Origin of the sequence: Paraburkholderia megapolitana (assembly GCF_007556815.1) — a bacterium.
Classification (GTDB): domain Bacteria; phylum Pseudomonadota; class Gammaproteobacteria; order Burkholderiales; family Burkholderiaceae; genus Paraburkholderia; species Paraburkholderia megapolitana.
Genome location: NZ_CP041743.1, coordinates 46,254 through 67,681 on the forward strand (window position 1 = coordinate 46,254; position 21,428 = coordinate 67,681).

The following is a 21,428-nucleotide window of genomic DNA, read 5'->3' on the forward strand; positions in this document are numbered from 1 at the left end:
CCGTGTCCGCTTCCGCTCATGTCGTTCTGTTCGTCAACCATGCGTAAACTCCTGATCAGCTCGTTTCTTCTTCTGTTCGCACTTGTGGTACTGCCTGGGTTCGTTGCACCCACCGAGGCCGCCACCGCACCCACCGCGGCATCGACTCCGCTCGTCGCGCTGACGCCGGATCAGGCGCGTCAGGCGCTCGAAGTGCTGAACAGTCCGACGCGTCGTGCACAGATCGAAGACACATTGCGGGCGATCGCCGCTGCCGGTGCGCTCAGCGCGCCCGCTCCGACAACGGCAACAGCAACGGCGGCGAGTGGAGCGGCGGCAGCAAGCCCGGCAGGCGCATCGGCGGTGTCCGCGCTGCAGACCAACGGTCTCGCCTCGCAACTCGCCCGCCAGGGTGCGCGCTGGAGCCTGCACGTGATCACGGTGCTGCGCAGTTCGCTGGCGGCGCTGCTCGATGTGTCGTCGCTGCGTGCGTGGTGGAGCGACGAACTGACGAACCCGCAGCATCGCGCGATACTCGGTCGTGTGCTCGGCAGCTTACTCGCTGCGCTACTGCCGGCGCTGGTGCTCGAATGGCTGGCGCGCCGTCTGCTACGGCGTGCCAGCAGCGCACTCGCTGCGCGCCAGCGCGATGCATTGGATCTACCGGCTTCGGCCTCGGCTCCAAACGCACCTGCGCCCTCAAGCAATACGCCCGCCGCTGCCAATCCCATCGCTCCATCACGCGAAGCACGTGGCGAAGAACATGTCGCACTCCACTGGTCGTTGTTGCGCCGCCTGCCGCACGCGGTATTGCGGCTGATCGTCAAGGCGTTACCGCTCGTCGTCTTCGTCGCCGCCGCGAGCGCAACGATGTCGCTGCTGACCGACGACGGCACGCCTCAGGACGAAGCAATCGGCGCACTGATCGACATCTATGTGATCTGCCGCGTGGTCGTCATTGCGGCCGGTTTCTTCACGCAACCCGATGCGCCCGGCCTGCGCCTGCTGCGACTCGGCGATACCTGGGCTGCGTGGCTGCAACGCTGGATCGTACGCAGCGTCACGCTGATCGGCGCCGGCTCGGCCATCGTCGAAACGGCTGCAGCACTCGGCCTGAACGACACCGCGCACGTTGCGCTGACCAAAGCGGTCGCCCTGATCGGTCACGTACTGCTCTCGCTGATGATCCTGCAATGCCGCCAACCCGTCGCCGCATGGATTCGCGCCCACACGTCGGGCAACCGTCCGACGTCGCTGGTCGGCAACGGCCTCGCCGACGCATGGGCCGCGATCGCCATCTTCCTCGTGATGGCGCTCTGGTTCGTCTGGGCACTCGATGTGGAAAACGGCTATCACGCGCTGCTGCACGTGGGCGGCATCACGATCGCTATTCTGGTCGGCGCGCGGGTTGCTTCGATCGTGCTGCTCGGCGCGCTCGCGCGGTTCTTTCATGTGGAAGGCGACGCACAGCTGTCGCTGGTGCATCAGCATGCGTACCGCTACTACCCGTTACTGCGTCGAACCCTCTCGGTGCTGATCGTCATCTGCACGGTGTTTCTGCTGCTGCTTGCGTGGGGCGTCGACCTGCGGCAGCTCTTTAGCAGCGGTTCGATCGGCCATCGGCTCGCGTCCGCGCTCGTGACGATCGCCGTCGCGGCAGCCATTGCGCTGTTCGTCTGGGAAGCGGTCAACGTGGCGGTGGAGCGCCGCCTCGACCAGTGGACCGCGCGCGGCGACATCGCGCGGGCCGCACGCCTGCGCACACTGCTGCCGATGCTGCGCGCCACGCTCTTCGTCGTGATCGCCCTGGTGGTCGTGCTGACGGGGTTGAGTCAACTCGGCGTGAATACCGCGCCGCTGCTCGCCGGCGCGAGCATCTTCGGCGTTGCACTCGGCTTCGGCTCGCAGAAGCTCGTGCAGGATTTCATCACCGGTATCTTTCTGCTCATGGAAAACGCGATGCAGGTCGGCGACTCGGTCACCGTTGCGAGCGTGTCCGGCACCGTCGAGTATCTGTCGATCCGCACCGTGCGACTGCGCGCCAGCGACGGTTCGTTGTTTACCGTGCCGTTCAGTTCGGTCACGACGGTGAACAACACGAATCGCGGGCTCGGCAATGCGGCTGTCAAGGTGAGCATCGCGTACGGGCAGGACATCGATCTCGCCGTCGCGACGCTCAAGGAAATCGGCACGTCGCTGCGTAACGACGATGCGTTCAAGGCCGGCATCCTGTCCGACTTCAGCTATTGGGGCATCGATCAGGTGGACGGCGCGGCAATGGTCCTGTCGGGCCAGGTGCAATGCCGCGATACCGCGCGCTGGGGGGTGCAGCGCGAATTCAACCGGAGGATCGCCGAGCAGTTTCTCGCGCGCGGTATTCAGATCGCGAATCCGCAGCGTAGTGTGTGGGTGCGCGACAGGAGCGACGGGAGCGAGGCGCGCGATGCGACGGCGCCGCAGACCGGTGCACCCCGCGCAGGTTCGTAGCCGGTAAACCAGCCTCCAGGTCCAGCCGCTATCCAGCCACGAGCAATACGAACAGCGCGTTGTTCATGGCATGTAGCAGGATCGGCATCGCCAGACCCCGGGTCTTCTTCGCCATCCAGCCCGCGACGAGTGCCAGCAAGAAGTAGAAGACCATCCGCGGCGGGTCACGGTGCATGCCAGAGAACACGACGGCCTGCAAGACGTTCGCCCAGCCGAAGCTCAGGTGACGCGAAAGACCGCCCAGCAGACAGCCGCGAAACACAAACTCCTCGAGAACGGGAACCAGCCCCGCGAGCAACAGCAGCACGAGCGGCAACCCGCCCATCGAGCGCGCCCCCGCGATGAGCGCGGCGAGCCACGGCGCGAGTGCTGTTGCGTGCGCGTCAGGCAGCCCATGCCGATGCTTCACATATTCGAACCACACGTAGCCGAGGCAACAGAACGGTAACAGCAACCAGCCCGCTTTCCAGTTGCGGCTACCGAGCCATTCGCGCCACGACAGACGCCTCGCAAGCCACCCGAGGCACAGCGTAGCGATCGCGATCATCCAGAACTCCGAAATCGCGACCTCGCGTTGCCAGTCGAGGGACGATTGCGAACCGGTACTGAGCAACTCGCCCATGGAGCCGGAACGGAACGCGGGAACCATGAACAGCGCCACGATAAACACCGCGAACGCGTACCACGCATGGCGCAATCCGATGCGCTCGAACAGCGGTGTAAACGGTTTGCCGAGACGGGCGCGAACCGTGCCGCGATAGTGGACCGGGAACAGCAGTAGCCCGGGCGACAGCGCGAACGTCAGCAGATACACGCCCAGCATGCCGGCGAGCAACGCAAGGCCCGGCGCAGCAATGGCCCTGGCGGGATCGAGTGCAAGCAGACGTGCATACCCATACGCGAGCGGCGTCGCGCTACTGGATTGTTTCACCCAGTCGCTCAGTACCTGTGCCGCCGCAGTCGTATTGCGGGCTTCGAACGCAAGATCGAGGCGAAACTGCCGCTTCTGCGGGGTCTCGTTGGCAGCCGGCGGCGGATCGGCAGCGAGCGCCGCCTGGGCAGCGGCGAGATCACCCGCCTGACGCAACGCACGCGCCGCCGTGTAGCCGTCGATCTTCAGTCCGGCCCGCTGCGCGCGGCGCAGTTCGTCGCGTGCGGCCGGCGCAGGCAGCACGTCGACCGCAACGATGATCCTGCCGCTCTCCTGCCACTGAAACTTCGGCAGCGGCGCGGCCGTCAGCAACTTGACCGCCTCTGGCGCGCGTCCGTCTTTCGCGAGGTAGCGGATCGCCGCGACAAGTTGCACGCTGGCTGGATCGAGTTGCACGGCGAGGAGCGCCTGCTCGCCGGCGCGATGCTCATCGTGCTGCATCGCGTACGCACGCGACAGCAGCGTATGCAGCTGGGCGCGCTGCGCCGGCGTCCAGTTCGCCGAACGCGCGAGCAGCGGCTCGCCATACTCGATTGCGGCCTTGCCATAGCGTTGCTCGAGCTGCAGCAGCGCGGCATCGGGGTCCGCCGCAAAGTGTTTCGCGAGCAGTGCCTTGCAATCATCGAGATCCTTTGCCGCAGCATCGGCCCAGCTCAGGTCTTCCGACCACGCAAAGCCCTGGATATAGCGGCACTCGGCAACCGCGAGTGCGGCATCGCCGGGATTGGCCCGCAGTGCGTCGCGGTAGGCGGACAACACCTCGTTGTAGGCACTCTGCTGGCGATTGGAGACGAGTGCCGCGGCACGCTCGGGCGCGTGCAGGACATCGGTCGATAAGGGAGTGACGGTCGGCGCAGCGATGCTGGCCATAGCAGCCGTGCTGGTCGCAACGGCGAAAATGAACGCGAAGATCCCGTGTGGCATTGGTCGGTTTTGTTGTGTGTTCTCAGGTTCCGGCTGGCCGGCCGGACAGGTCTGCCAGGCGGTTTGCGTTCGGACTCGAGCCCGCTACGACCTTCCCGGCTCACGCGATATTACCGAAACCCGGCCGCAGCGGGTGTCATGAAATGACAAACCGGTGCCTGCGCCGCCGCGCCGAACCCCGGCGGCATGGCGCTGGTGACAGGCATCAGCGGCGCTCGGGGCGCCCACTGCATCCGTCGCGCGCAATGCAACGGGCCGGCACTGAGGCCGGCCCGTCTCCTGCACCACATCGTCTCCCTGCTCTCCTCGCTCCCTGATCGTCTGTCGTATCACACCTGACGTCGCATCTCCGCCGGCGGCACCTTCATCAGATGCCGGTACTTCGCCACCGTGCGCCGTGCGACCAGCACGCCCTGATCGGCCAGCATCTTCGCGAGCGTCACGTCGGAGAGCGGATCGCGAACGTTCTCCGCGGCGATCATCTCCTTCAGCAATGCACGCACCGCCGCCGCCGAACACGTACCGCCGCTTTCGGTGCCGAGTTCGCGCGGGAAGAAGTGCTTGAATTCGAAAATGCCGCGCGGCGTAGCCATGTACTTGTTGCCCGTCGCACGCGAGATCGTCGATTCGTGCAGGTCGAGTTCCTCGGCAACATCACGCAGCACGAGCGGCTTGAGCGCGATCTCGCCGTACTGGAAGAACGCCTTCTGATGCGCCACGATGCATTCGGCCACGCGCTGGATCGTGTCGAAGCGCTGCTGCGCATTGCGGATCAGCCAGCGCGCTTCCTGCAGTTGCTGCGCGAGCGGCGAGCGGCTCGCGCCCGCCGACTGCGCAAACAGCTCCGCATACATCCGGTGAATACGCGCACGCGGCAGCACAGCCGGATTGACCGCCACCGTCCACTTGTTGCGTATCTGTCGCACGATCACGTCGGGCACGACGTAGTTGTCTTCGGTACGGCCATAACAGTTGCCGGGCTTCGGATCGAGCTTGCGCACCAGCGCGCAGGCATCGCGCAGCGTGTCGGCATCGCAGCCGGTTTGCTTCTGCAATTCGGCATGCTCGCGCCGCGCGAGCCGTTCGAGATGATGCACGACGATCTCGCGCGCGACGGCACGGGCGGGTGTATCTTCGGGCAGCGCGTCGATCTGCAGCATCAGGCATTCGGACAGCGAGCGCGCGGCGATCCCGGGCCGGTCGAACGACTGCACGAGCCGCAATGCCACCAGCAGTTCGTCTTCGCTCAGCGCCGGTTCGAAATCGACCAGCGTGACGAGATCGGCAAACGACTGACGCAGATAGCCGTCGTCGTCGAGTGCTTCGACGATGAGGCGCGCGGCCTCGCGGTCGCGTTCGTCGAGGCGATACAGGCACAACGTGCCGTGTAGCTGTTCGTGCAGTGTGGGTTGCACGCGCGCCCACGCAGCCGGGTCGGCATCGCCGTCGCCGCTGCTGCCGGTGCCGTTGCGCGACGAGCTGCGGCTATAGGGGTCGCCGGGGAAATCGTTCGCCTGATCGTCGCGTGCATCTTGCGCCGAATCGGCGCTTGCCTCGCGCGCGTCGTTCATCTCGGCCACCGCCGTATCCGACGCTCCTGCGTGCTCGGCTTGCATCGATTCGTCGCCACTCGCGGCATCGGTCGATGCGGATGTCGACGTTTCGAGCGCGACGTCGTCGGTCTGCGAGGCGTCGTATTCGAGGAACGGGTTCGTATCGAGTGCGGTACGCAGCTCCTGCTGGAATTCGAGCGAAGACAGCTGCAACAGACGCACCGATTGCTGCAGGCGCGGGGTCAACGTCAGCGATTGTCTTGCACGTAATTCAAGTGAATGCGACATGGTCAGGGAGTCCTGTGAAATTGATGACAGGGCGGCATCGCGACGCCATGCGGAAAGTCACACCTGTCATACGTTCTGATCACTACAACGCAACTCCCGTGCCACTTTCTCCAAGCTCCTGTTTTATCGAAGTTTTGTTCTTCTCGCGATGGCTGTGGCGCAAGTTTCATGCGCCATTTTTACAAGTAGCCGGAAAAATGCGGACGCTCGCGAACAGCACCTGACTCAACATCCACGCACGGCCATGCACCGCTCAAACAGCGTCGACGTCGCGTCGCAGCATGGCTCGGACGTGTATCGATCGATCGCAGGTCATGCCGTAGATCAATCGCTCGTTTTCCCGGGCATAGCGCTTGCGCCCTCGATACCCGTGGACGGGTGCCCTCGCTTTAACGAACCTGGTCGCATCGACCGCAGCAAGGCACTCATAACCGCCGCATTCATCAACAACCGGAAGGAGAAACCATGAAAACCATTCAGTTCCTCAAGGCTGCTGGCAGCATCGCATGCGTCGCGTTTGCACTGAACGCTACGGCACAGACGAGCGCGTCTGCACCGCCCGCCTCGTCGGAAACAGTCGGTCAGCATATCGACGATGGAACGATCACGACCAAGGTGAAGGCCGATCTGCTCGGCGCAAAAAATGTGAAATCGACGCACATTCACGTGAAGACGCGCAAGGGCATCGTGTGGCTGACGGGCACGGTGCCGTCGGCTGACGACAAGTCGGCTGCGCAGGACGTCGTGCAGAATGTCGACGGCGTGAAGGGTGTGAAGAACCATCTGAAGGTCGCAGCGGAGTAAGCGCGTTAGCGTTCTGGATGTAGAAAGACCGCCTGCTGATGCAGGCGGTCTTTCTTTGCTTGCGTACCTTCTTACGACTTCATCGCAGCATACTGATCACGCAGATCGCGAATCCGGTCGTGTGTCTGCAGCACGCCCTGGAACTGCCGTTCGACGATGGTACGCACGTCGGCCGGTAACTCGCTTTCAAGCGCGTCGCTGTACTGCTTCTTCGCAACGTCTTCGCCCTTCTCGCAATCGGCGAGGATCGCGTGATCGCTGCGTCCACCCACTGCCGATTTCACATCGACCCAGCCGCGGCGCAACGCTCCGCCCACACTCCCACCACTTTCCGGTTTTCCGCCCAGCTTGAGCACGACATCCTGCAGTTCGCGTGCACCGCTTGCGCAGTCATCGGCACGATCGACAAAGAGCGTCTTGAGTTGCGCATCGTGCGCGTCTTCCGCGGCCTTGCGGAAACCACGCTCGCCGTCTTTCGACGTTTCGACCAGATCGTTGAGCACATCTACCATGTTCGTCGCCATTCGATTCTCCCGGTTACGGTTGTCCTCATCTATACCCGCAGCAATCAGCGGGGCCTGTCAACCGGATCGCACGCTGCATGCCCGGTCGCACGAACCTCACGTGTGCCGGCGGGATTTACCTCAGTGCGTAGATATTTCAGACATGGCGTGCGGCGACGTACACGGCGGTCGCAGTGACGGACCGCCGTTTTGCACAACAGTGTGAGCGATCCGCTACGCAGACTTGTGCTGCAGTCCTTCGCTGGATGTGTCGGTGGAGGCATCGGCAGGCACAGGTGTGCGGGTCGGATCGAAATCGGCCCACCGTCCCTGCTGCCAGCGACCATTCGCCCGTTCGACCTCGACACCGCCCGCTTCGCGCAGCACACGCGCTGCGAGAGGTTGAGTATCGGGCGACGCATGCACGGCCAGCAGTACGCCCGAGCCGCGCTCCGCGCGATGCACGAACTCACGATGTTCACGTTTGCCGCCGCCCTGCGTGTGCGACATCGCGCCGACCAACGAGCCGACATAGGCGCCCACACCGGCGGCAACGATCGTCACCAGCAGCGGTACTGCAAAGGCCGCGAAAATTCCCACGCCCACGATTGCGCCCACCACGGCGCCAATCGTGACGCCCTTGCCCGCACCTTTCGGTGCCTCGGTCGAGGCGGGGTCATTGTCCATATCGCCGCCGATCGGGAAGCGTGCATGCTGCCCGCGGGGATTGACGAAAAACAGGGTGACGTCCTCTTCGACGAATCCGCTGTCGAACAACCGTTGTGCGACATCCTCGGCAACGGGAAATGTAGTGAAACGTGCTGCGACGATCAGCGACATATCAGCCTCCTCCATTCGATCCGACGTTCGAAAACGAGGTTTGCAACGCTGGAGCGTGTACGGCCCCATTCAAGGAATGTTAGACACTGATTCGCCCGCCGGAAGCAAAAAGTGCGGAAAACAGGCAAAAAAGCGGCAACCGCGGCGCGGTGAACACTCCGCCGCGCCGGGCTGCCGGACCTGCGCTTCGCGTTACTGGCTTGCGCCCGATGCAGCCGCCGGCGCACTCGCGCCCGCATCCGCCGACGCACTGTCCGACGGTGCGCTAGCCGCGGCCGTGTCGGACGATGCGCCCGCCGACGGCGCGCTCATCGCACCGCTGCTGGCACTGCTGTCGCTGCTGCTGGCGCTACTGTCACTGCCGCTGTCCGAGCGTTTGCAACCAGCCGCGCCGAACGCCAGCAGCGCAATCGATGCAGCGATCAGAATGTTTTTCCTTACCTGTGTCGAGTTCAGATTCATTGCGAGCCCTCCTGGCTTCGTGACAACCCACTGGAGGGCAGCAAACGCCGTGCCGCGTCCCGGTGCGGCCTCGCCCGGCCCCCTTTCGCCTCGATCGCCTTCGCTGCGCTGCGGCACACAGATGCAACATAGGGAGTGCACGATACGCTCTGCCATCCCTACATTTCCGCCGGCGCGGATTGCAATCTCTCCCCGCGAATCATGTAAGGTTGCTTCTTTCCACGGAGAACATCATGCGTATCGAAACGTCCTTCCTGTTCGATCTCGACGGCACCCTCGTCGATAGCGTCTATCAGCACGTCCTCGCCTGGAAGGAGGCGCTCGACCAGGAAGGCATCGAGTTGTCGGTGTGGCGCATTCACCGCAAGATCGGCATGAGCGGCGGTCTCTTCACGAACCAGTTGCTGCGTGAAACCGGTGGCGATATCAGTGGCGAGCGGGTCGAGCGGCTGCGCCGCGCACATGCCGAGGCTTACACGCGAATGCGCGCCCAGGTGTGCCCGCTACCGGGCGCGAAGGCCTTGCTCGCAGCATTGACGCAGGCGGGCACGCGCTGGGCCATCGCGACAAGCGGCCGGATGGAAACCGCGCGCGTCAATCTCGAAGCGCTCGGGGTCGATCCGGACAAGGCGGTCGTCGTCACGCGCGACGACGTCAAATATGCGAAGCCCGACCCCGACCTGTTCATTGCCGCCGCCCACCGGCTCGGCACGTCGATCGAACACGCAGTCGTGGTCGGCGACAGCATCTGGGACATGCTCGCGGCACGCCGCTGCCGGGCGCTGGGCGTGGGCCTGCTATCGGGCGGCTACGGCATGGAAGAACTCGAGCGTTCGGGCGCATTGCGCGTCTACGAAGATCCCGCCGACCTGCTGGACCATCTCGACGAGGTTGCCGCGCGCCCCTGATGCGTAGTAGCGCGGCGTGCTACGTAGCGTCGCTCGAATGTGCCCGAACCGGTGGATCCTGGAAAAGCTCACCGCAGGACCGTTATATCTCCTGGAAAGACTCACCGGTCGCGCCGCAATCCATGCTCTATCCGCCGTCCTTCTGCTGCCGCCGATAGCGCCCCGGCGTAATCCCGGCGTTCTGCTGGAACGCCTTGCCGAACGCCGCTTCCGATTGATAGCCGACCGCCATGCCGATATCGGCGGCGCTACGCTGCGTGCGCAGCAACAGGTCGCTTGCGATCGCCATGCGCAGATGCGTGAGGAAATCCATCACGGTGACACCGGCCCGCTCGTTGAAATGCCGCGCGTAAGTGGCACGCGACATCGCGGCCACTTCGCCGAGCGTAGCGATCGTCCACGCGCGTTCGGGCTCGTTCATCATCGCCTCGACCGAGGCACGCAGGCGCGCATCGGATAGCAGCGCGAGTACGCCCGGCGTTACCACCGGGTTCGCCGGGTTCGCCGTGTCGGTAGCGCCGCTGTGCGCACGCAAGGCAAGCGCAAGCAACGCGTGACTGAGCGCCGTGACGATCGCAAGCGCGCCCGGCTCGCGCCGTTCGGCTTCGCCACGCATCATCGCGATCAATGTCTGCAGCGCGCCTTGCGCATGCGCCCCCGGCAACGACACATGCAGCGGATCGGGCAGCGAGCCCAGCAATAGCGCGGCTGGCCCGTGCGTATAAACGAAACGGCCGCACAGCAGGTCGAGCTCCGCGGTGCCTTCACACGTGCCGTTATGCCTGAGCGGCAGCACACCGTCGTGCGAGAGCGTGAACGGCGCTGCGTCGCGCAACGGCGCAGCCGACCGGTCGCGCAATCGATGCGCACCGCCACGCGCAAACAGCAGGAAATCGCCGCGCCGCAGACGTAGCGGCGCCCGGCTCTGCACCGTTTCGACAACACACTCGCCGTCGAGCACCAGATGAAACGGCGCGATACCCGCCGCCTCGGGCTCATGCTCGACTGCGAACGGCCCGGCGAACAGACAGCGCAGATCGAGGCTGGCTTGCGGACGCGCCAGGTCGATCAGGCGGCTCAGTGTATCCATGAGACGATCCCGCTAAAAGTCGAGTCGAACGAGTATTCAGGAGATCGCTGTGACGCGCAATACTGCTGTCAACGCGTGGGCATCGGGCTCACGTGCTCTCGACAAGGAGCGACATCATGCTGGACTGGATCGACTACCGCAAAGAACTGATGGGCCGTATCGGCGAAATCGCGAAGCTCTCGCCGGAGACGGTGAAGGCGTATCAGATGTTGTCGTCGGCGGGACAGAAAACCGGTCAGTTCGACGCCAAAACGCGCGAACTGATTGCGCTCGCGGTTGCCGTGACGCTGCGCTGCGATGGCTGTATCACCGTGCATACCGACGCAGCGCTGAAACACGGCGCCACCCGCGAAGAAATCGCCGAGGCGCTGGGCGTGGCGATTTCGGTCAATGCGGGTGCGGCACTTGTGTATTCGGCTCGTACGATGGACGCGGTGGCGGCGTATACGGGCGCCTGATTACGCGCGGCAGGCGGAACAGCGCGTTGAATCGCGCGCTGCCCGCCGTGTCGTCGTGTTGTTTAAGCGTCTTGCGCCGCGATCCCTGAAACAAATCAGAGCGACTGCAGGAACGCCAGCAACGCCTGACGATCGTTCGTAGAGAGCGCCAGAAAGCGTTCTCGCGAGCGCGCGGCTTCGCCGTCATGCCACATCACAGCCTCCGTTAGCGTGCGGGCACGTCCGTCGTGCAGATAACCGACCGTGCCCGCGCTGCCCATCACCCGCTCCGTGTAACCGATGCCCCAAAGCGGCGGGGTGCGCCACATGTTCCCGCTCGCGAGACCCTCGGCGTAGTTGTCGGCGAGACCCGGACCCATGTCGTGCAGCAGCAGATCGGTGTAGGGCTTGATCGTCTGGTCGCGCAATTCCTGGAACTCGTCGCCCGCGCCCGTCTTCATCTGCGCGACGTGACAACTGGCGCAGCGCAACGTCTGGAAAACAGCGGCACCGGCCGCGACCTTGACCGGATCGACGTCGAGATACGGCAACGGCGATACGCCCTTCGGAAAGCCGCTCTTGATGCTGCGCTGCGCCGGCACCGCGACGAGCGCGAGGTAACGCGAGATCGACAGCAGGTCCGCGTCGACGAGGCCTTTGTCGGCCGGCGCGGATTTGCATGTAGCAGGTCCAGTCAGACAGACGCGGCTCGGATAGACCGTCGTGGTAACCGACATGTCCTCGAGCAGCGCTGAAGCAGCTTGATGACGCAGGCTGAACTTGCCCGCCTTCCAGCCGAAACGGCCGAGGCGCACGACACCGCTATCCGGATCGAACACGAAGTTCGCCTGGCCTTTCACGCCGTCCTCGTCGGGTGTGGTTCGCACGCGCGCCAGTATGTCGGCTTCGGGAATGGCTTCGAGCAAACCCATGCCGATAATCGGTTGGGCCGCGCGCAGCGAAACGACTTGCGGTACCGGGCCGTCGAAAGACAACCTGGGCTTGCGCAGTTCGACCGGCGTCCCGTCGGCCAGATACACAGTGTGCGTATCGAAGCCCGCGACACGTACGCTGTGACCGAGGTCCACCGGCTTGCCGTTGGCACCGTTGCCGTTCATCTGCACCGTCACGCCGTAGTACGGATCGGGTAACTGCTGCCCCTGGGCATCGATCATCGCGGCACGGACGGCCATCTGGTCCAGACGCTGGTTCAGCAGCGCCGGCGCCGGACTACGCCCGTTGTTGACGTGACAGGAAAAGCACGAGGACTGGTTGAAACTCGGCCCCTGCAGACCTACGACCGCGGTATCGCGATCGTTGCCCGGTTCGTTGTGTTCGCCGCTCGTCATGTTGCTATGGAGCAGCCGTCGTCCTTCGACAAAGCGCTGCATGTCCTGCATACCGATATCGTTTTGCTGCTGCTGGAAGATAAACGCGCTGCCGTCGCTGTAGTCGTACGACACCGAGCCGGTGCCGCCCTGCAATGTCTCGTCCGGCAGGGGTGCATTGTTCAGCCGCGGCTGCACGCCATACCATGGGCGCAGGCCCGTTCCGACCACGTAGGTTAGTTCGGTGGTGTAGTAGTGATAGGCCCCGTCGTCGCCCACGGCGAGCATCGCTTCCGGTGTTGAAAAGAAGGCCTGCGTGACTTCGACGGTATCGCCGATTTTCAGCGGGCGCCCCGGGACATTCCGGCCGGCGACAGGCACGCCGGTCACGCCGTTCGTCACCGCATAGTCGTAGAACTGCGTAGCGCCAGCAACGCTCTTGCTGGGCGCAAGCACGCCGTTGGCGTCGTAGCTGAGCGCGTCGTGGCCAGGAAAGCCATCCACTGTTGCGCTGCAACCATCGTTGAGCACGGTGTCGGGGTGGAGTAGCGCCCCATTGGGCGGTTTCGGTACGACCGGGCAGTTAGCGGCGTCGACGCCATACAGCGATTGATCTTTTAGCTTCCCTGGCGACATCCAGCCGAAACCCGTGACGTTGGCGCTGTCGAAGCGATGGAAGAATGACCGGCCGCCCGCCCGCTGCGCTTCCTGGAAGTAGTTGTTGATGCGCAAGGTCGGACGGAGCACGCCGGCAACGTGGCTGTTGTCGATGATCTCGACGCCCCACGTGCGGTTCTTGAAGTAGTTCTTCACGAAGTCCAGATAGTGGCCTGGTCCCTTGTCTACGGGATTGCCTTTGGCATCGACCGTATCGTTCGGTCCATAGCCGATTTCGTTCCACGTCTCGCCGCGCTCGCGCGCGTGGCGGTTGCGGCCGACCAGACCGAAGCGGGTCACGAGCGTACCGTCCGGCAACGTGAACTGGGTCGATTCGATCGGCTCTTGCGAGGCGGGCCACAACGGCACGAGACCTGCGCCGTCACGTGGGAACGGCAACGGCGAGGTTGTGAGCAGGGGGAGTGGTGTCGCTGATCCCGTCGATGGCGACACGACCGGCGTCTGGACGAATGCCGCAGGTTTTTCTGCAGACGGATCGGATACCGGATCGGCATTTTCCGGCTGCTCATGGGCAGATGCGGACACAACTGACCGCGCACTTTCGCTGCTGGAACCGGCACTGTCAGAACTGGATTCGCCGCCGCACGCAGTCAGCAACGCAGCGCCCGCGAGCAGCGTTAAGGCACTAGCGGTTAGACGGAATGGCGGTAGACGGTCGAGAAAATTTCGCTTCAAGATGCGCTCCTTGGATTCGTTAATATTGAGCATCCAGATATTGGGATTTTTATTTAATGAGGCGAATCAATTTTTTAGTAAAGGGCGATCGTGGCGCTTGATGATTAACGGCCACTTCCTGTGTAATAGGAAATACTCGACCGATTCTCCAGGTTTTGTCGGATATCGCCATGCCCGCTGGATAAATCGATTGGTTTTTATATGCTGATCGATCTCGGAAAGGCTTATGCTGATTTTTGATGGTCTTTTACAATGTCTCTAAGCGGCACCGTATTTTAGAAGCGTCGCTATTGTGCGATTACGCATATTTATGCGCTCACGTTCCTCACAAACGAATGTGAAGTGCGTGTTAGTGGCTGAACTGGGGCAACACTGAAAGCACAATCGTGCTTTGACAAGCTCACGCGATTAACGCGTGAGCTTGTCCCGACATGACGGTTGCGAATCCAGGAATTCGCACCGTCTCACGTCCTTGCGAAAGCCAGGCGTTCTGTCGCGTCAATCCGGATGTCGTGCCTTTGCGAGCTGTTCACGCCGCGCGTCGCCCTGGCGCGCGAGCATCCAGCCAGGATACTCGGCGGGTAGCGTGCTGACTGCATCGAGTTTCGCGAGGTCGTCGGCGCTCAGTTCGACCTGGGTTGCCGCGATGTTGTCGTCGAGCTGCTCGACTTTCTTCGCCCCGACAATCACCGTCGTCACCACGCGCTGATGCAGCAGCCACGCAAGCGCGATCTGTGCGACCGACACCTGCTTCGCATCGGCGATGACACGCATCGCGTCGATACAGTCGTAGGCGCGTTCGCGCTGGACCGGCGGAAAATCGAACGTCGTGCGGCGGCTACCCGCCTCGCCCTGCTGCTCGCGACCGTACTTGCCGCTCAACAAGCCGCCTGCCAGCGGACTCCACACCATCAAGCCAAGACCTTCGCTACGCAACATCGGCACCAGTTCGCGTTCGAGATCGCGACCTGCGAGCGTGTAATACGCCTGCAACGTTTCGAAGCGCGCAAGACCGTGTCGTTCCGCCACCCCGAGCGCCTTCACGATCTGCCACGCGGCCCAGTTCGACACGCCGACGTAGCGCACGTGGCCTTGCTGCACGAGTGTGTCGAGTGCGCGTACCGTTTCTTCGATCGGTGTCGCGGGATCGAAGCCGTGGATCTGGTACAGATCCACATGATCGAGTTGCAGGCGCTTCAAACTCGCCTTCACGCCGTCGATGATGTGATAGCGCGACGCTCCGCGCGTATTCGGAGCATCTCCCGTCGGGCCGAACACCTTGGTCGCGACCACCACGCGATCGCGCGGCACCTTCAGGTTCTTCAGGGCCTGCCCGGTAATCTGCTCGGATAGACCTTGCGCGTAGACGTCGGCGGTATCGATGAAATTGATGCCCGCATCGAGCGACCGACCGACGAGCTGTTCCGCCTCGTCCTGCTGCAACTTGCCAATGTGCTGATAGATGCCCTCGCCACCGCCGAACGTCATGGTGCCGAGGCACAGTTCCGAAACGAATACGCCTGTACGGCCAAGCTGGTTGTATCGCATTGCCAGAGCCCCTTTCGTCGAAGAGTCGAAGAGTCGAAGAAAACCGGGGTTCAGCATAGCGCAGCGATGAGAATCCTTCCGCGAACCGGGCAAGCCGACAGTCCGACAATCCGCCAGCCCGTGCTCGTCAGTGCAACCCGATCAACGGCCGGCGAAGATGTCGCGGTAGCTGCCGTACATCGTCAACACAACCAGCGCGGCAACCAGCGGCGTCACGACCACGCCACGCACGAGCGGCGGCACGACGGGCGCGAGCAGGACTTCGGCCGCAATCGCGAGCAGGTAGACCGCTGCGACGCGCCAGTTGCGCAGCACGGCATGCAGGCTTTCGGTCATCGCGTTCCAGGGCGACAGGTTGCGCAACACGACGAGGGCCGGTGCAAACCAGACCACTGCGGCAGCGATGACGAGCGTCGGCACGGTCACGAGCAACTCGAGCATGTTCGCTGCACCGTAATTCGCACCGTAGGCAATCGACAGGTTGTGCACGCCGTTCGCCGCTACCGAAGTCGCGACCGTCGTGTGGAATGCGGCCACCGAGATCAGATGTCCGAGACCGACCACGACCATGCCGCACAGCCCGATCGTGAAGAGCGCGCTGCGATGCCCGTTGACCGCTGTGAGCGTTTCGCCGATCGACCAGGGGCGTGCATTGTGCGAACGCTCCTGCATCAACACCAGTGCCGCAACGATTACCGGCACGACGAGCGCTGCGAGCAGGCGCAGCGGCGGTACGAGTTCGAGCAGTGTCGCGAGATCGGCGCAACCGAGGATCGCCGCGACCCACAGCAACGGCCGTGCGCGAACGAGGCCGAATCCTTCTGCGAGCCAGTCGACGATGCGCGACGGATGGACACCGCGGCTGCCGGAGAAGGCGAACCCGGCGGAACGTTGGGGACGTACTGCGTTGACCGTGCTGCTTGTGGAATGCGTGTTCATGACCGTTTCCTTTTTCATCGCAAGGGGGATACAGACATCGTTGAGTGATGCGCGGCTCGCTTAGGTGGATTGCCCTTCGTCGAGTCGCGCCGTAATGAGGTCGAGCTGACGGCGTACGTAGCGGACCAGACCCCGCCACGTGATGCGCGTCAACCACATGCACAGCCATAGTCCGACGACACCGGCAACCAGCATCGCGAACCCGTAAACCATCGCGCCGATGCCGGAGCCGTGCGGGCCGACGATGATGACGTTGTCGTCGTCGCTCTTGATCGCGACGCGATCGTTGTCGATCACGACCGAATCCGAACCGCTCTTCAGGGACAGGTGCGCTTTTCCGTCGGACCCGCCCTCTACGAAGGACACATGGTCGTCGCCATCCGAAAGGCTCCACGCGAATGACTTCGGATCGCTCCCGACGCGTGCAACCGACACGCGCTCGTCATCCTCGTCGTTCTTCATATTGAGGGCGATGACGTCTGCGCGTGCGATCGACCACGCCCCGTTCGGCTCTACGGTGAACAGGCTACTGGCACCGCCGACCGAGTTGACCTTGAGCTTGCCGTCGTCGTTTTTCAGTTCGAGCGGACCCACGCGCGTGACCACCGAAATTCGTGCACCCGAGTGGACCTGCAACACGAAGCGGTCACCGACGACCTTGAAATCCTTGAGATTGCTTATAAAAAGATGAGCATCGGTTTTCGAGTCATTGGAGTTATCGGCATCGTCGTCATCCTCGTCGTCGCTGTCCTTGCTGTCCTTGCCCTTCGCCTGCTGAGCGGCGTTCTTTTCGACGCTCACGCTGCCCGCCGGCTGGCTCGCATGCGAGCTGCCACTACTGAAGCTGAACGGGAGCGAATCGAACGACGGCCAGCCGAACAGATGATGGCTACCGAGCGCCACCACCGTCACCAGCCCCGCCACCATCAACCCGGCCGATGCCACGTAGCCGATCGTCAGGATGAACAGATACAACATGAACGGGATGAGCAGCAGCAGTTGCAGCAGCCCGAGACCGGCAATCGACATCACCACGCGGACCAGGTTGCCGAACGAACGGCGCGTTTCCCATTGCCGGAACGTGGCCTGCGCCTTCAGTTCGCGAGCGAGCTTGACCGGGTCGCCGAGCGCGGCGACGACTTCGGCTTCGCTGCGGCCCGCGGCGAGCGCGTCGCTGAAGTACTCGCGGTAGTCGGCGATGATTTCGTCGACGGCCTGCTTCGGAAAATTCCCCAGTTCGTGCCGTAGCTTCTGGATGAATTCGTCCTGCGTCATTGCGTTTCCCCTGTTCCCGTTGGCACACCCGGCAATCCGAGTACACCGTTGACTTCATCGACAAAACTGCGCCACTCCTCTTCCATCTCGGTCAGGCTCTTGCGTCCCACCGACGTCAGCGAGTAGTACTTGCGCGGCGGCCCCGAGCTGGATTCGACGAAATACGTCGATACCCACGCTTCGGCCTGCAGCCGGCGCATCAGCGGGTAGATCGTGCCTTCGCTGATTTCCATGGTTTCGGAGAGCGTCGACACGAGCTCGTACGCGTAGCTGTCACCACGGGCGAGGACGGCAAGCACGCACATGTCGAGCGTTCCTTTCTTGAGCTGGGTTTTCATTCATTTCCATTACACTAATGTGCACCGCCCAGTACCTTGCTATGCACAATGACCGAATGCAGTAAGGCCCGCGGCGTCATGTTCGTACTGTAGCAACAGCTACTGTTTTATGCAAGGTACCTTTTTATGCACGCACGGGTAGTAGGACAAAGCAAGGGACAAAGCGGGGAACGAAACGGCAATCCCGGAGCGGACCGACGCCCACCGCATCGGCCACCCGCCAGCGCGCACAGGCCGCGGGCCATGGTCCTGGCGTAACGCCCTGCCGGTGCCATGCGGCTCCTGACGGACGGCGCCTCGTAGCCTTAGCCCTGCCGCACCGCTTCGCCTGCCCGACAACTACGATTCCTCGCCCTGCGCGGGCCGATGCGCGTCAATACAATCATCAGACTGCGTCCCCGCTATCCGGCTGTGGGGCGGCCTTTTCCCGAACAGGCGAAACTGCGATTCCACTTGATCCCGCCGTGCATGCGCTGCCTCTGTCTTTCCTGCGAGCCGACGTCGACAACCCGATGGATCAGGTGAAGCCCGACGAAACCGCGACCGGGGCCACGGCTCGCGACGCGGCAGCTACTCGTGCCCCTGCATCGCCAGTTGCACCTGCGCCGGCCGCGCTCGATACCTCACCCGACCTGGCGCGGCTGTCCCCGGCCGCTGCACGCGGCCTCACGCATGCGTACGCCTCACGCAACCCGGTACCGCTGACGCTCGGAACCGTGGCGTACCAGGTGGTGTGGCGCGTCGATGCCGAGCCTGTCGTCGATGCCCATGCTTACCGTTTCGTCATCGGTCCCGCGTATGGCACGCTGTGGATCGATCCGTCGGCGGAGGTGGAATGGCTCGGCGATGCCGCCGACCCCACGGTGCCTGCGATCCTGCGCGCTGCGCTGCTCGCCGATCTGTGCACACCGCTCACTGCGACGCTGCAAACGCTGACGCGGCAACGCGTCGAACTTCTGCCGCCGGCCGCTACCGGCGCCGACACCCGTGCCGCGTGGCGCGCCGCGGCCGCGGTGCTGTACTTCGAACTGCGCCGCGTGGACAGCCCGTGGCGCTGCCACGGCGCGCTGCAATTCGATGCGCCCGATGCGCTTGGCGTGTTTTTCGCGGCCCCGCCGCCGCATCCGCAAGACCCGGACGCACGCCGCGTAACCGCGGCCACGTTCGCCGCGCTGCCGATCCCGCTCGCGTTCGAACTCGGTCGTACCAGCCTGACTGCGCACGAGGTGGCTGACGTGGTCGCCGGCGACATCATCGCCATCGAACACTGGCGCATGCAGAACCAGAGCCTGCTATGCGCGGCGCGGATACCCGCCGCTCCCGCATGGGAAATCGTCGGCCGCCCGGCGGGCAACCGGCTCATCGTCGAACGAATCAGGGAGATGCCGTTGGAACCCACGCAATCGCCGGACGCGCAGCGCGCGCAATCTACCGACGCGGACGGCGCGTCGCCTGTCGCGTCCCGCCAGTTCGACGGGCTCGCGGTCGATCTCACGTTTCAGTTGCCACCGTGCTCGATGCCGCTCGGCGAGTTGAGCGCGCTCCAGCCGGGCGGCGTGATCGAGCTGCAGCAGGGCATTAACCAGAGCGTGATCAACATCGTCGCGAACGGGATGCTGATCGGCACCGGGCACCTGATCGCTGTCGGCCAGAAGCTCGGCGTGCGCGTGACCGCGCTCACGCCACCCGCGCAGCACACGCCTCGCGAGCGCCAGGATGGGTAATCTGCCGAATCCGGTCTCGCTGATCGCGGTCATCGTCGCGCTCGGCGTGGCGCCGTTCGCGGCGCTCATGGTGACGAGCTATACGAAGCTCGTGGTCGTGCTCGGCCTGTTGCGCTCGGCACTCGGCATCCAGCAGGTGCCGCCGAACATGGTGCTCAACGGCATTGCGCTGATCCTCTCGTTATTCATCATGGCGCCGGTCGGCATGAACATCCGCGACGCGCTACAACAGCACAACTTCAATCCGTCGAGCCAGCTTTCGACCGCGGACATCGGTGCACTCAGCGATGCCGCGCTGCCGCCGATCAAGGACTTCCTCGTCGCGCACACGCGGCTGCGCGACCGCGAATTCTTCGTGAAGACCGCGACGAGCGTGTGGCCGAAAAACCGCGCCGACGAACTGAAGGACGACGACCTGCTGGTACTCGTGCCGAGCTTCACACTTGCCGAGTTGACGAAGGCGTTTCAGATCGGCTTTGTGATCTACATCGTGTTTATCGTCGTCGATCTGCTGGTGGCGAACGTACTGCTTGCGCTCGGCATGCAGATGCTCTCGCCAACGACGATCTCGGTGCCCTTCAAGCTGTTGCTGTTTGTCGCACTCGATGGCTGGTCGTTGCTCGTGCATGGGCTGGTGCTGTCGTATCGGGTGACGGGATGAGACGGGCGGCGGGCCGGCTGCGGTGGTTGCAACGGCTCACGCTGTTGTTGCTCGCAGGCTGTCTCGTCGCAGGTAGCGTGACGCAAGGCGCACGCGCACGCGAAACGTCGCCGCGTGGCGGCTTCCTGCTACTCGCGCACGATTGCGCGCCGAATGTCGACCCCTACACCCTGTCGGCATTGGTGCGCACCGAATCGGGCTTCAACCCGTTCGCGATCGGCGTGGTCGGCGCGCATCTCGAGCGGCAACCGGCCTCGCTTGCCGAAGCGCTCGCGACGGTGCGCGAACTCGAAGCACATGGCTTCAGTTACAGCGTCGGTCTTGCCCAGGTCAACAATCGCAATTTCGGCAAGTACGGCGAGAACGCCGCAACGTTGTTTGAACCGTGCCGTAACCTGCATGCAGGCGCCGCTATTCTCGCCGAATGCTTCGCACGCTCCAGCCATGCGCCGATCGATCAGCAGACCGCGCTGCGGGCCGCACTGTCCTGCTATTACAGCGGCAACTTCACCACGGGCTTTTTGGCCGGCTACGTGCGCAAGGTCGTGACGAATGCACGGCTCGACGCGCTGCAGGGCGCCATCCAGCCGATCCCCGTGATCCGCGACAGCGCTGCCCCGCAGGGCACGAAGCTTGTAACCCCGGCCGCCGCGGCGAACCCGGCCGACAGCGCGCCGTTGTCGTCGAACGCCGCGCGGCCATTCGCCCGACCGGTCAGCGATCTCAGACACGTGGCGCCGTCGTGCCACGCCCATCCACTGGTGACGGTATGTCATGGCTTGAGCGCTGCGCAGATCCGCTCGCTGTGCGTGCGGTGCCTCGACGCACGATAGATCCGGCGCATCGCTAACGCCACCGCAAACGGCGCGCGGGCCGACGGTCATTGACAGCTGAAATAGGCCCGATCGCGAATCCGGGCCAGAGCGCCGGCGATCCAGCCGGCCAGATCGTAGAAGCACGGCACGAACCGCAGCACACCTGCACGACCACTACGGGATGTGCGCGTCGTGCAGACAGTGCCCGGAGGCAGAATTTCTTGTTGCACCGTGCAGATTG

The 21,428-nt window shown here is 63.7% G+C and carries 18 protein-coding genes; 7 read left to right on the forward strand and 11 right to left on the reverse strand.

Annotated elements, in window-relative coordinates:
• The first annotated feature begins 39 nt into the window (after positions 1-39).
• Positions 40-2,466: a mechanosensitive ion channel family protein gene (locus FNZ07_RS00210; RefSeq protein ID WP_091008763.1), complete on the forward strand. Its 2,427-nt coding sequence runs from the start codon at positions 40-42 to the stop codon at positions 2,464-2,466.
• Between the two features lie 28 nt (positions 2,467-2,494).
• On the opposite strand, the gene FNZ07_RS00215 is transcribed toward FNZ07_RS00210, so the two are convergent.
• Together FNZ07_RS00215 and FNZ07_RS00220 are read right to left on the reverse strand one after the other, a co-directional pair.
• Positions 2,495-4,267: a CPBP family intramembrane glutamic endopeptidase gene (locus FNZ07_RS00215; protein WP_170275642.1), complete on the reverse strand. Its 1,773-nt coding sequence runs from the start codon at positions 4,265-4,267 to the stop codon at positions 2,495-2,497.
• A gap of 383 nt (positions 4,268-4,650) precedes the next feature.
• Entirely contained in the window at positions 4,651-6,162 is a 1,512-nt protein-coding gene (locus FNZ07_RS00220; protein WP_091006909.1) for an RNA polymerase factor sigma-54, read from the reverse strand.
• A gap of 465 nt (positions 6,163-6,627) precedes the next feature.
• Between FNZ07_RS00220 and FNZ07_RS00225 the strand changes: the two genes are divergently transcribed.
• The gene (locus FNZ07_RS00225; RefSeq protein ID WP_091006912.1) at positions 6,628-6,966 is read left to right on the forward strand and encodes a BON domain-containing protein; all 339 of its coding nucleotides are present in this window, start codon (positions 6,628-6,630) and stop codon (positions 6,964-6,966) included.
• Positions 6,967-7,037: 71 nt separating this feature from the next.
• On the opposite strand, the gene FNZ07_RS00230 is transcribed toward FNZ07_RS00225, so the two are convergent.
• From FNZ07_RS00230 to FNZ07_RS00240, 3 genes are all read right to left on the reverse strand, one after another.
• Positions 7,038-7,490: a PA2169 family four-helix-bundle protein gene (locus tag FNZ07_RS00230; RefSeq protein WP_091006913.1), complete on the reverse strand. Its 453-nt coding sequence runs from the start codon at positions 7,488-7,490 to the stop codon at positions 7,038-7,040.
• Between the two features lie 213 nt (positions 7,491-7,703).
• The gene (locus tag FNZ07_RS00235; protein ID WP_091006915.1) at positions 7,704-8,309 is read right to left on the reverse strand and encodes a glycine zipper 2TM domain-containing protein; all 606 of its coding nucleotides are present in this window, start codon (positions 8,307-8,309) and stop codon (positions 7,704-7,706) included.
• Positions 8,310-8,501: 192 nt separating this feature from the next.
• Positions 8,502-8,771: a hypothetical protein gene (locus tag FNZ07_RS00240; RefSeq protein ID WP_091006916.1), complete on the reverse strand. Its 270-nt coding sequence runs from the start codon at positions 8,769-8,771 to the stop codon at positions 8,502-8,504.
• Between the two features lie 233 nt (positions 8,772-9,004).
• On the opposite strand from FNZ07_RS00240, the gene FNZ07_RS00245 reads away from it, so the two are divergent.
• The gene (locus FNZ07_RS00245; RefSeq protein ID WP_091006917.1) at positions 9,005-9,679 is read left to right on the forward strand and encodes an HAD family hydrolase; all 675 of its coding nucleotides are present in this window, start codon (positions 9,005-9,007) and stop codon (positions 9,677-9,679) included.
• Positions 9,680-9,806: 127 nt separating this feature from the next.
• On the opposite strand, the gene FNZ07_RS00250 is transcribed toward FNZ07_RS00245, so the two are convergent.
• A complete protein-coding gene (locus tag FNZ07_RS00250; RefSeq protein ID WP_091006919.1) occupies positions 9,807-10,769 on the reverse strand; it encodes a cupin domain-containing protein in 963 nt (320 codons plus the stop codon).
• A 116-nt stretch (positions 10,770-10,885) separates the two neighbouring features.
• Between FNZ07_RS00250 and FNZ07_RS00255 the strand changes: the two genes are divergently transcribed.
• Positions 10,886-11,227, forward strand: a complete 342-nt coding sequence (locus FNZ07_RS00255; protein ID WP_091006920.1) for a carboxymuconolactone decarboxylase family protein — start codon at positions 10,886-10,888, stop codon at positions 11,225-11,227.
• Between the two features lie 95 nt (positions 11,228-11,322).
• Here FNZ07_RS00255 and FNZ07_RS00260 read toward each other — a convergent pair whose 3' ends face one another.
• From FNZ07_RS00260 to FNZ07_RS00280, 5 genes are all read right to left on the reverse strand, one after another.
• A complete protein-coding gene (locus FNZ07_RS00260; RefSeq protein WP_245811312.1) occupies positions 11,323-13,887 on the reverse strand; it encodes a di-heme oxidoreductase family protein in 2,565 nt (854 codons plus the stop codon).
• Positions 13,888-14,385: 498 nt separating this feature from the next.
• Positions 14,386-15,435: an aldo/keto reductase gene (locus tag FNZ07_RS00265; RefSeq protein ID WP_091008765.1), complete on the reverse strand. Its 1,050-nt coding sequence runs from the start codon at positions 15,433-15,435 to the stop codon at positions 14,386-14,388.
• 141 nt (positions 15,436-15,576) lie between these two features.
• Positions 15,577-16,374 carry a BPSS1780 family membrane protein gene (locus FNZ07_RS00270; RefSeq protein ID WP_091006924.1) on the reverse strand — a complete coding sequence of 266 codons (798 nt, stop codon included), beginning with the start codon at positions 16,372-16,374 and terminating at the stop codon, positions 15,577-15,579.
• Positions 16,375-16,434: 60 nt separating this feature from the next.
• Complete coding sequence (locus FNZ07_RS00275; protein ID WP_091006926.1) at positions 16,435-17,649, reverse strand: DUF1700 domain-containing protein; 1,215 nt, start codon at positions 17,647-17,649, stop codon at positions 16,435-16,437.
• Positions 17,646-17,987, reverse strand: a complete 342-nt coding sequence (locus tag FNZ07_RS00280) for a PadR family transcriptional regulator (protein WP_091006928.1) — start codon at positions 17,985-17,987, stop codon at positions 17,646-17,648. Before FNZ07_RS00280 ends, FNZ07_RS00275 begins: the two co-directional genes overlap by 4 nt.
• 512 nt (positions 17,988-18,499) lie before the next feature.
• On the opposite strand from FNZ07_RS00280, the gene sctQ reads away from it, so the two are divergent.
• From sctQ to FNZ07_RS00295, 3 genes are read left to right on the forward strand one after another with little or no spacing between them, the layout of a single operon-like run.
• Positions 18,500-19,711, forward strand: a complete 1,212-nt coding sequence (gene sctQ / locus FNZ07_RS00285) for a type III secretion system cytoplasmic ring protein SctQ (protein ID WP_091008768.1) — start codon at positions 18,500-18,502, stop codon at positions 19,709-19,711.
• Positions 19,704-20,372, forward strand: a complete 669-nt coding sequence (gene sctR, locus FNZ07_RS00290; RefSeq protein WP_091006929.1) for a type III secretion system export apparatus subunit SctR — start codon at positions 19,704-19,706, stop codon at positions 20,370-20,372. The genes sctQ and sctR overlap by 8 nt, the downstream gene beginning before the upstream one ends.
• Entirely contained in the window at positions 20,369-21,205 is an 837-nt protein-coding gene (locus FNZ07_RS00295) for a lytic transglycosylase domain-containing protein (RefSeq protein ID WP_091006931.1), read from the forward strand. Before sctR ends, FNZ07_RS00295 begins: the two co-directional genes overlap by 4 nt.
• Positions 21,206-21,428 lie beyond the last annotated feature (223 nt).

Coding starts and splice junctions, on each gene's coding strand:
- FNZ07_RS00210 (WP_091008763.1), top strand. CDS start 40: ATGCGTAAACTCCTGATCAGCTCGTTTCTTCTTCTGTTCGCACTTGTG.
- FNZ07_RS00215 (WP_170275642.1), bottom strand. CDS start 4,267: ATGGCCAGCATCGCTGCGCCGACCGTCACTCCCTTATCGACCGATGTC.
- FNZ07_RS00220 (WP_091006909.1), bottom strand. CDS start 6,162: ATGTCGCATTCACTTGAATTACGTGCAAGACAATCGCTGACGTTGACC.
- FNZ07_RS00225 (WP_091006912.1), top strand. CDS start 6,628: ATGAAAACCATTCAGTTCCTCAAGGCTGCTGGCAGCATCGCATGCGTC.
- FNZ07_RS00230 (WP_091006913.1), bottom strand. CDS start 7,490: ATGGCGACGAACATGGTAGATGTGCTCAACGATCTGGTCGAAACGTCG.
- FNZ07_RS00235 (WP_091006915.1), bottom strand. CDS start 8,309: ATGTCGCTGATCGTCGCAGCACGTTTCACTACATTTCCCGTTGCCGAG.
- FNZ07_RS00240 (WP_091006916.1), bottom strand. CDS start 8,771: ATGAATCTGAACTCGACACAGGTAAGGAAAAACATTCTGATCGCTGCA.
- FNZ07_RS00245 (WP_091006917.1), top strand. CDS start 9,005: ATGCGTATCGAAACGTCCTTCCTGTTCGATCTCGACGGCACCCTCGTC.
- FNZ07_RS00250 (WP_091006919.1), bottom strand. CDS start 10,769: ATGGATACACTGAGCCGCCTGATCGACCTGGCGCGTCCGCAAGCCAGC.
- FNZ07_RS00255 (WP_091006920.1), top strand. CDS start 10,886: ATGCTGGACTGGATCGACTACCGCAAAGAACTGATGGGCCGTATCGGC.
- FNZ07_RS00265 (WP_091008765.1), bottom strand. CDS start 15,435: ATGCGATACAACCAGCTTGGCCGTACAGGCGTATTCGTTTCGGAACTG.
- FNZ07_RS00270 (WP_091006924.1), bottom strand. CDS start 16,374: ATGAACACGCATTCCACAAGCAGCACGGTCAACGCAGTACGTCCCCAA.
- FNZ07_RS00275 (WP_091006926.1), bottom strand. CDS start 17,649: ATGACGCAGGACGAATTCATCCAGAAGCTACGGCACGAACTGGGGAAT.
- FNZ07_RS00280 (WP_091006928.1), bottom strand. CDS start 17,987: ATGAAAACCCAGCTCAAGAAAGGAACGCTCGACATGTGCGTGCTTGCC.
- sctQ (WP_091008768.1), top strand. CDS start 18,500: ATGGATCAGGTGAAGCCCGACGAAACCGCGACCGGGGCCACGGCTCGC.
- sctR (WP_091006929.1), top strand. CDS start 19,704: ATGGGTAATCTGCCGAATCCGGTCTCGCTGATCGCGGTCATCGTCGCG.
- FNZ07_RS00295 (WP_091006931.1), top strand. CDS start 20,369: ATGAGACGGGCGGCGGGCCGGCTGCGGTGGTTGCAACGGCTCACGCTG.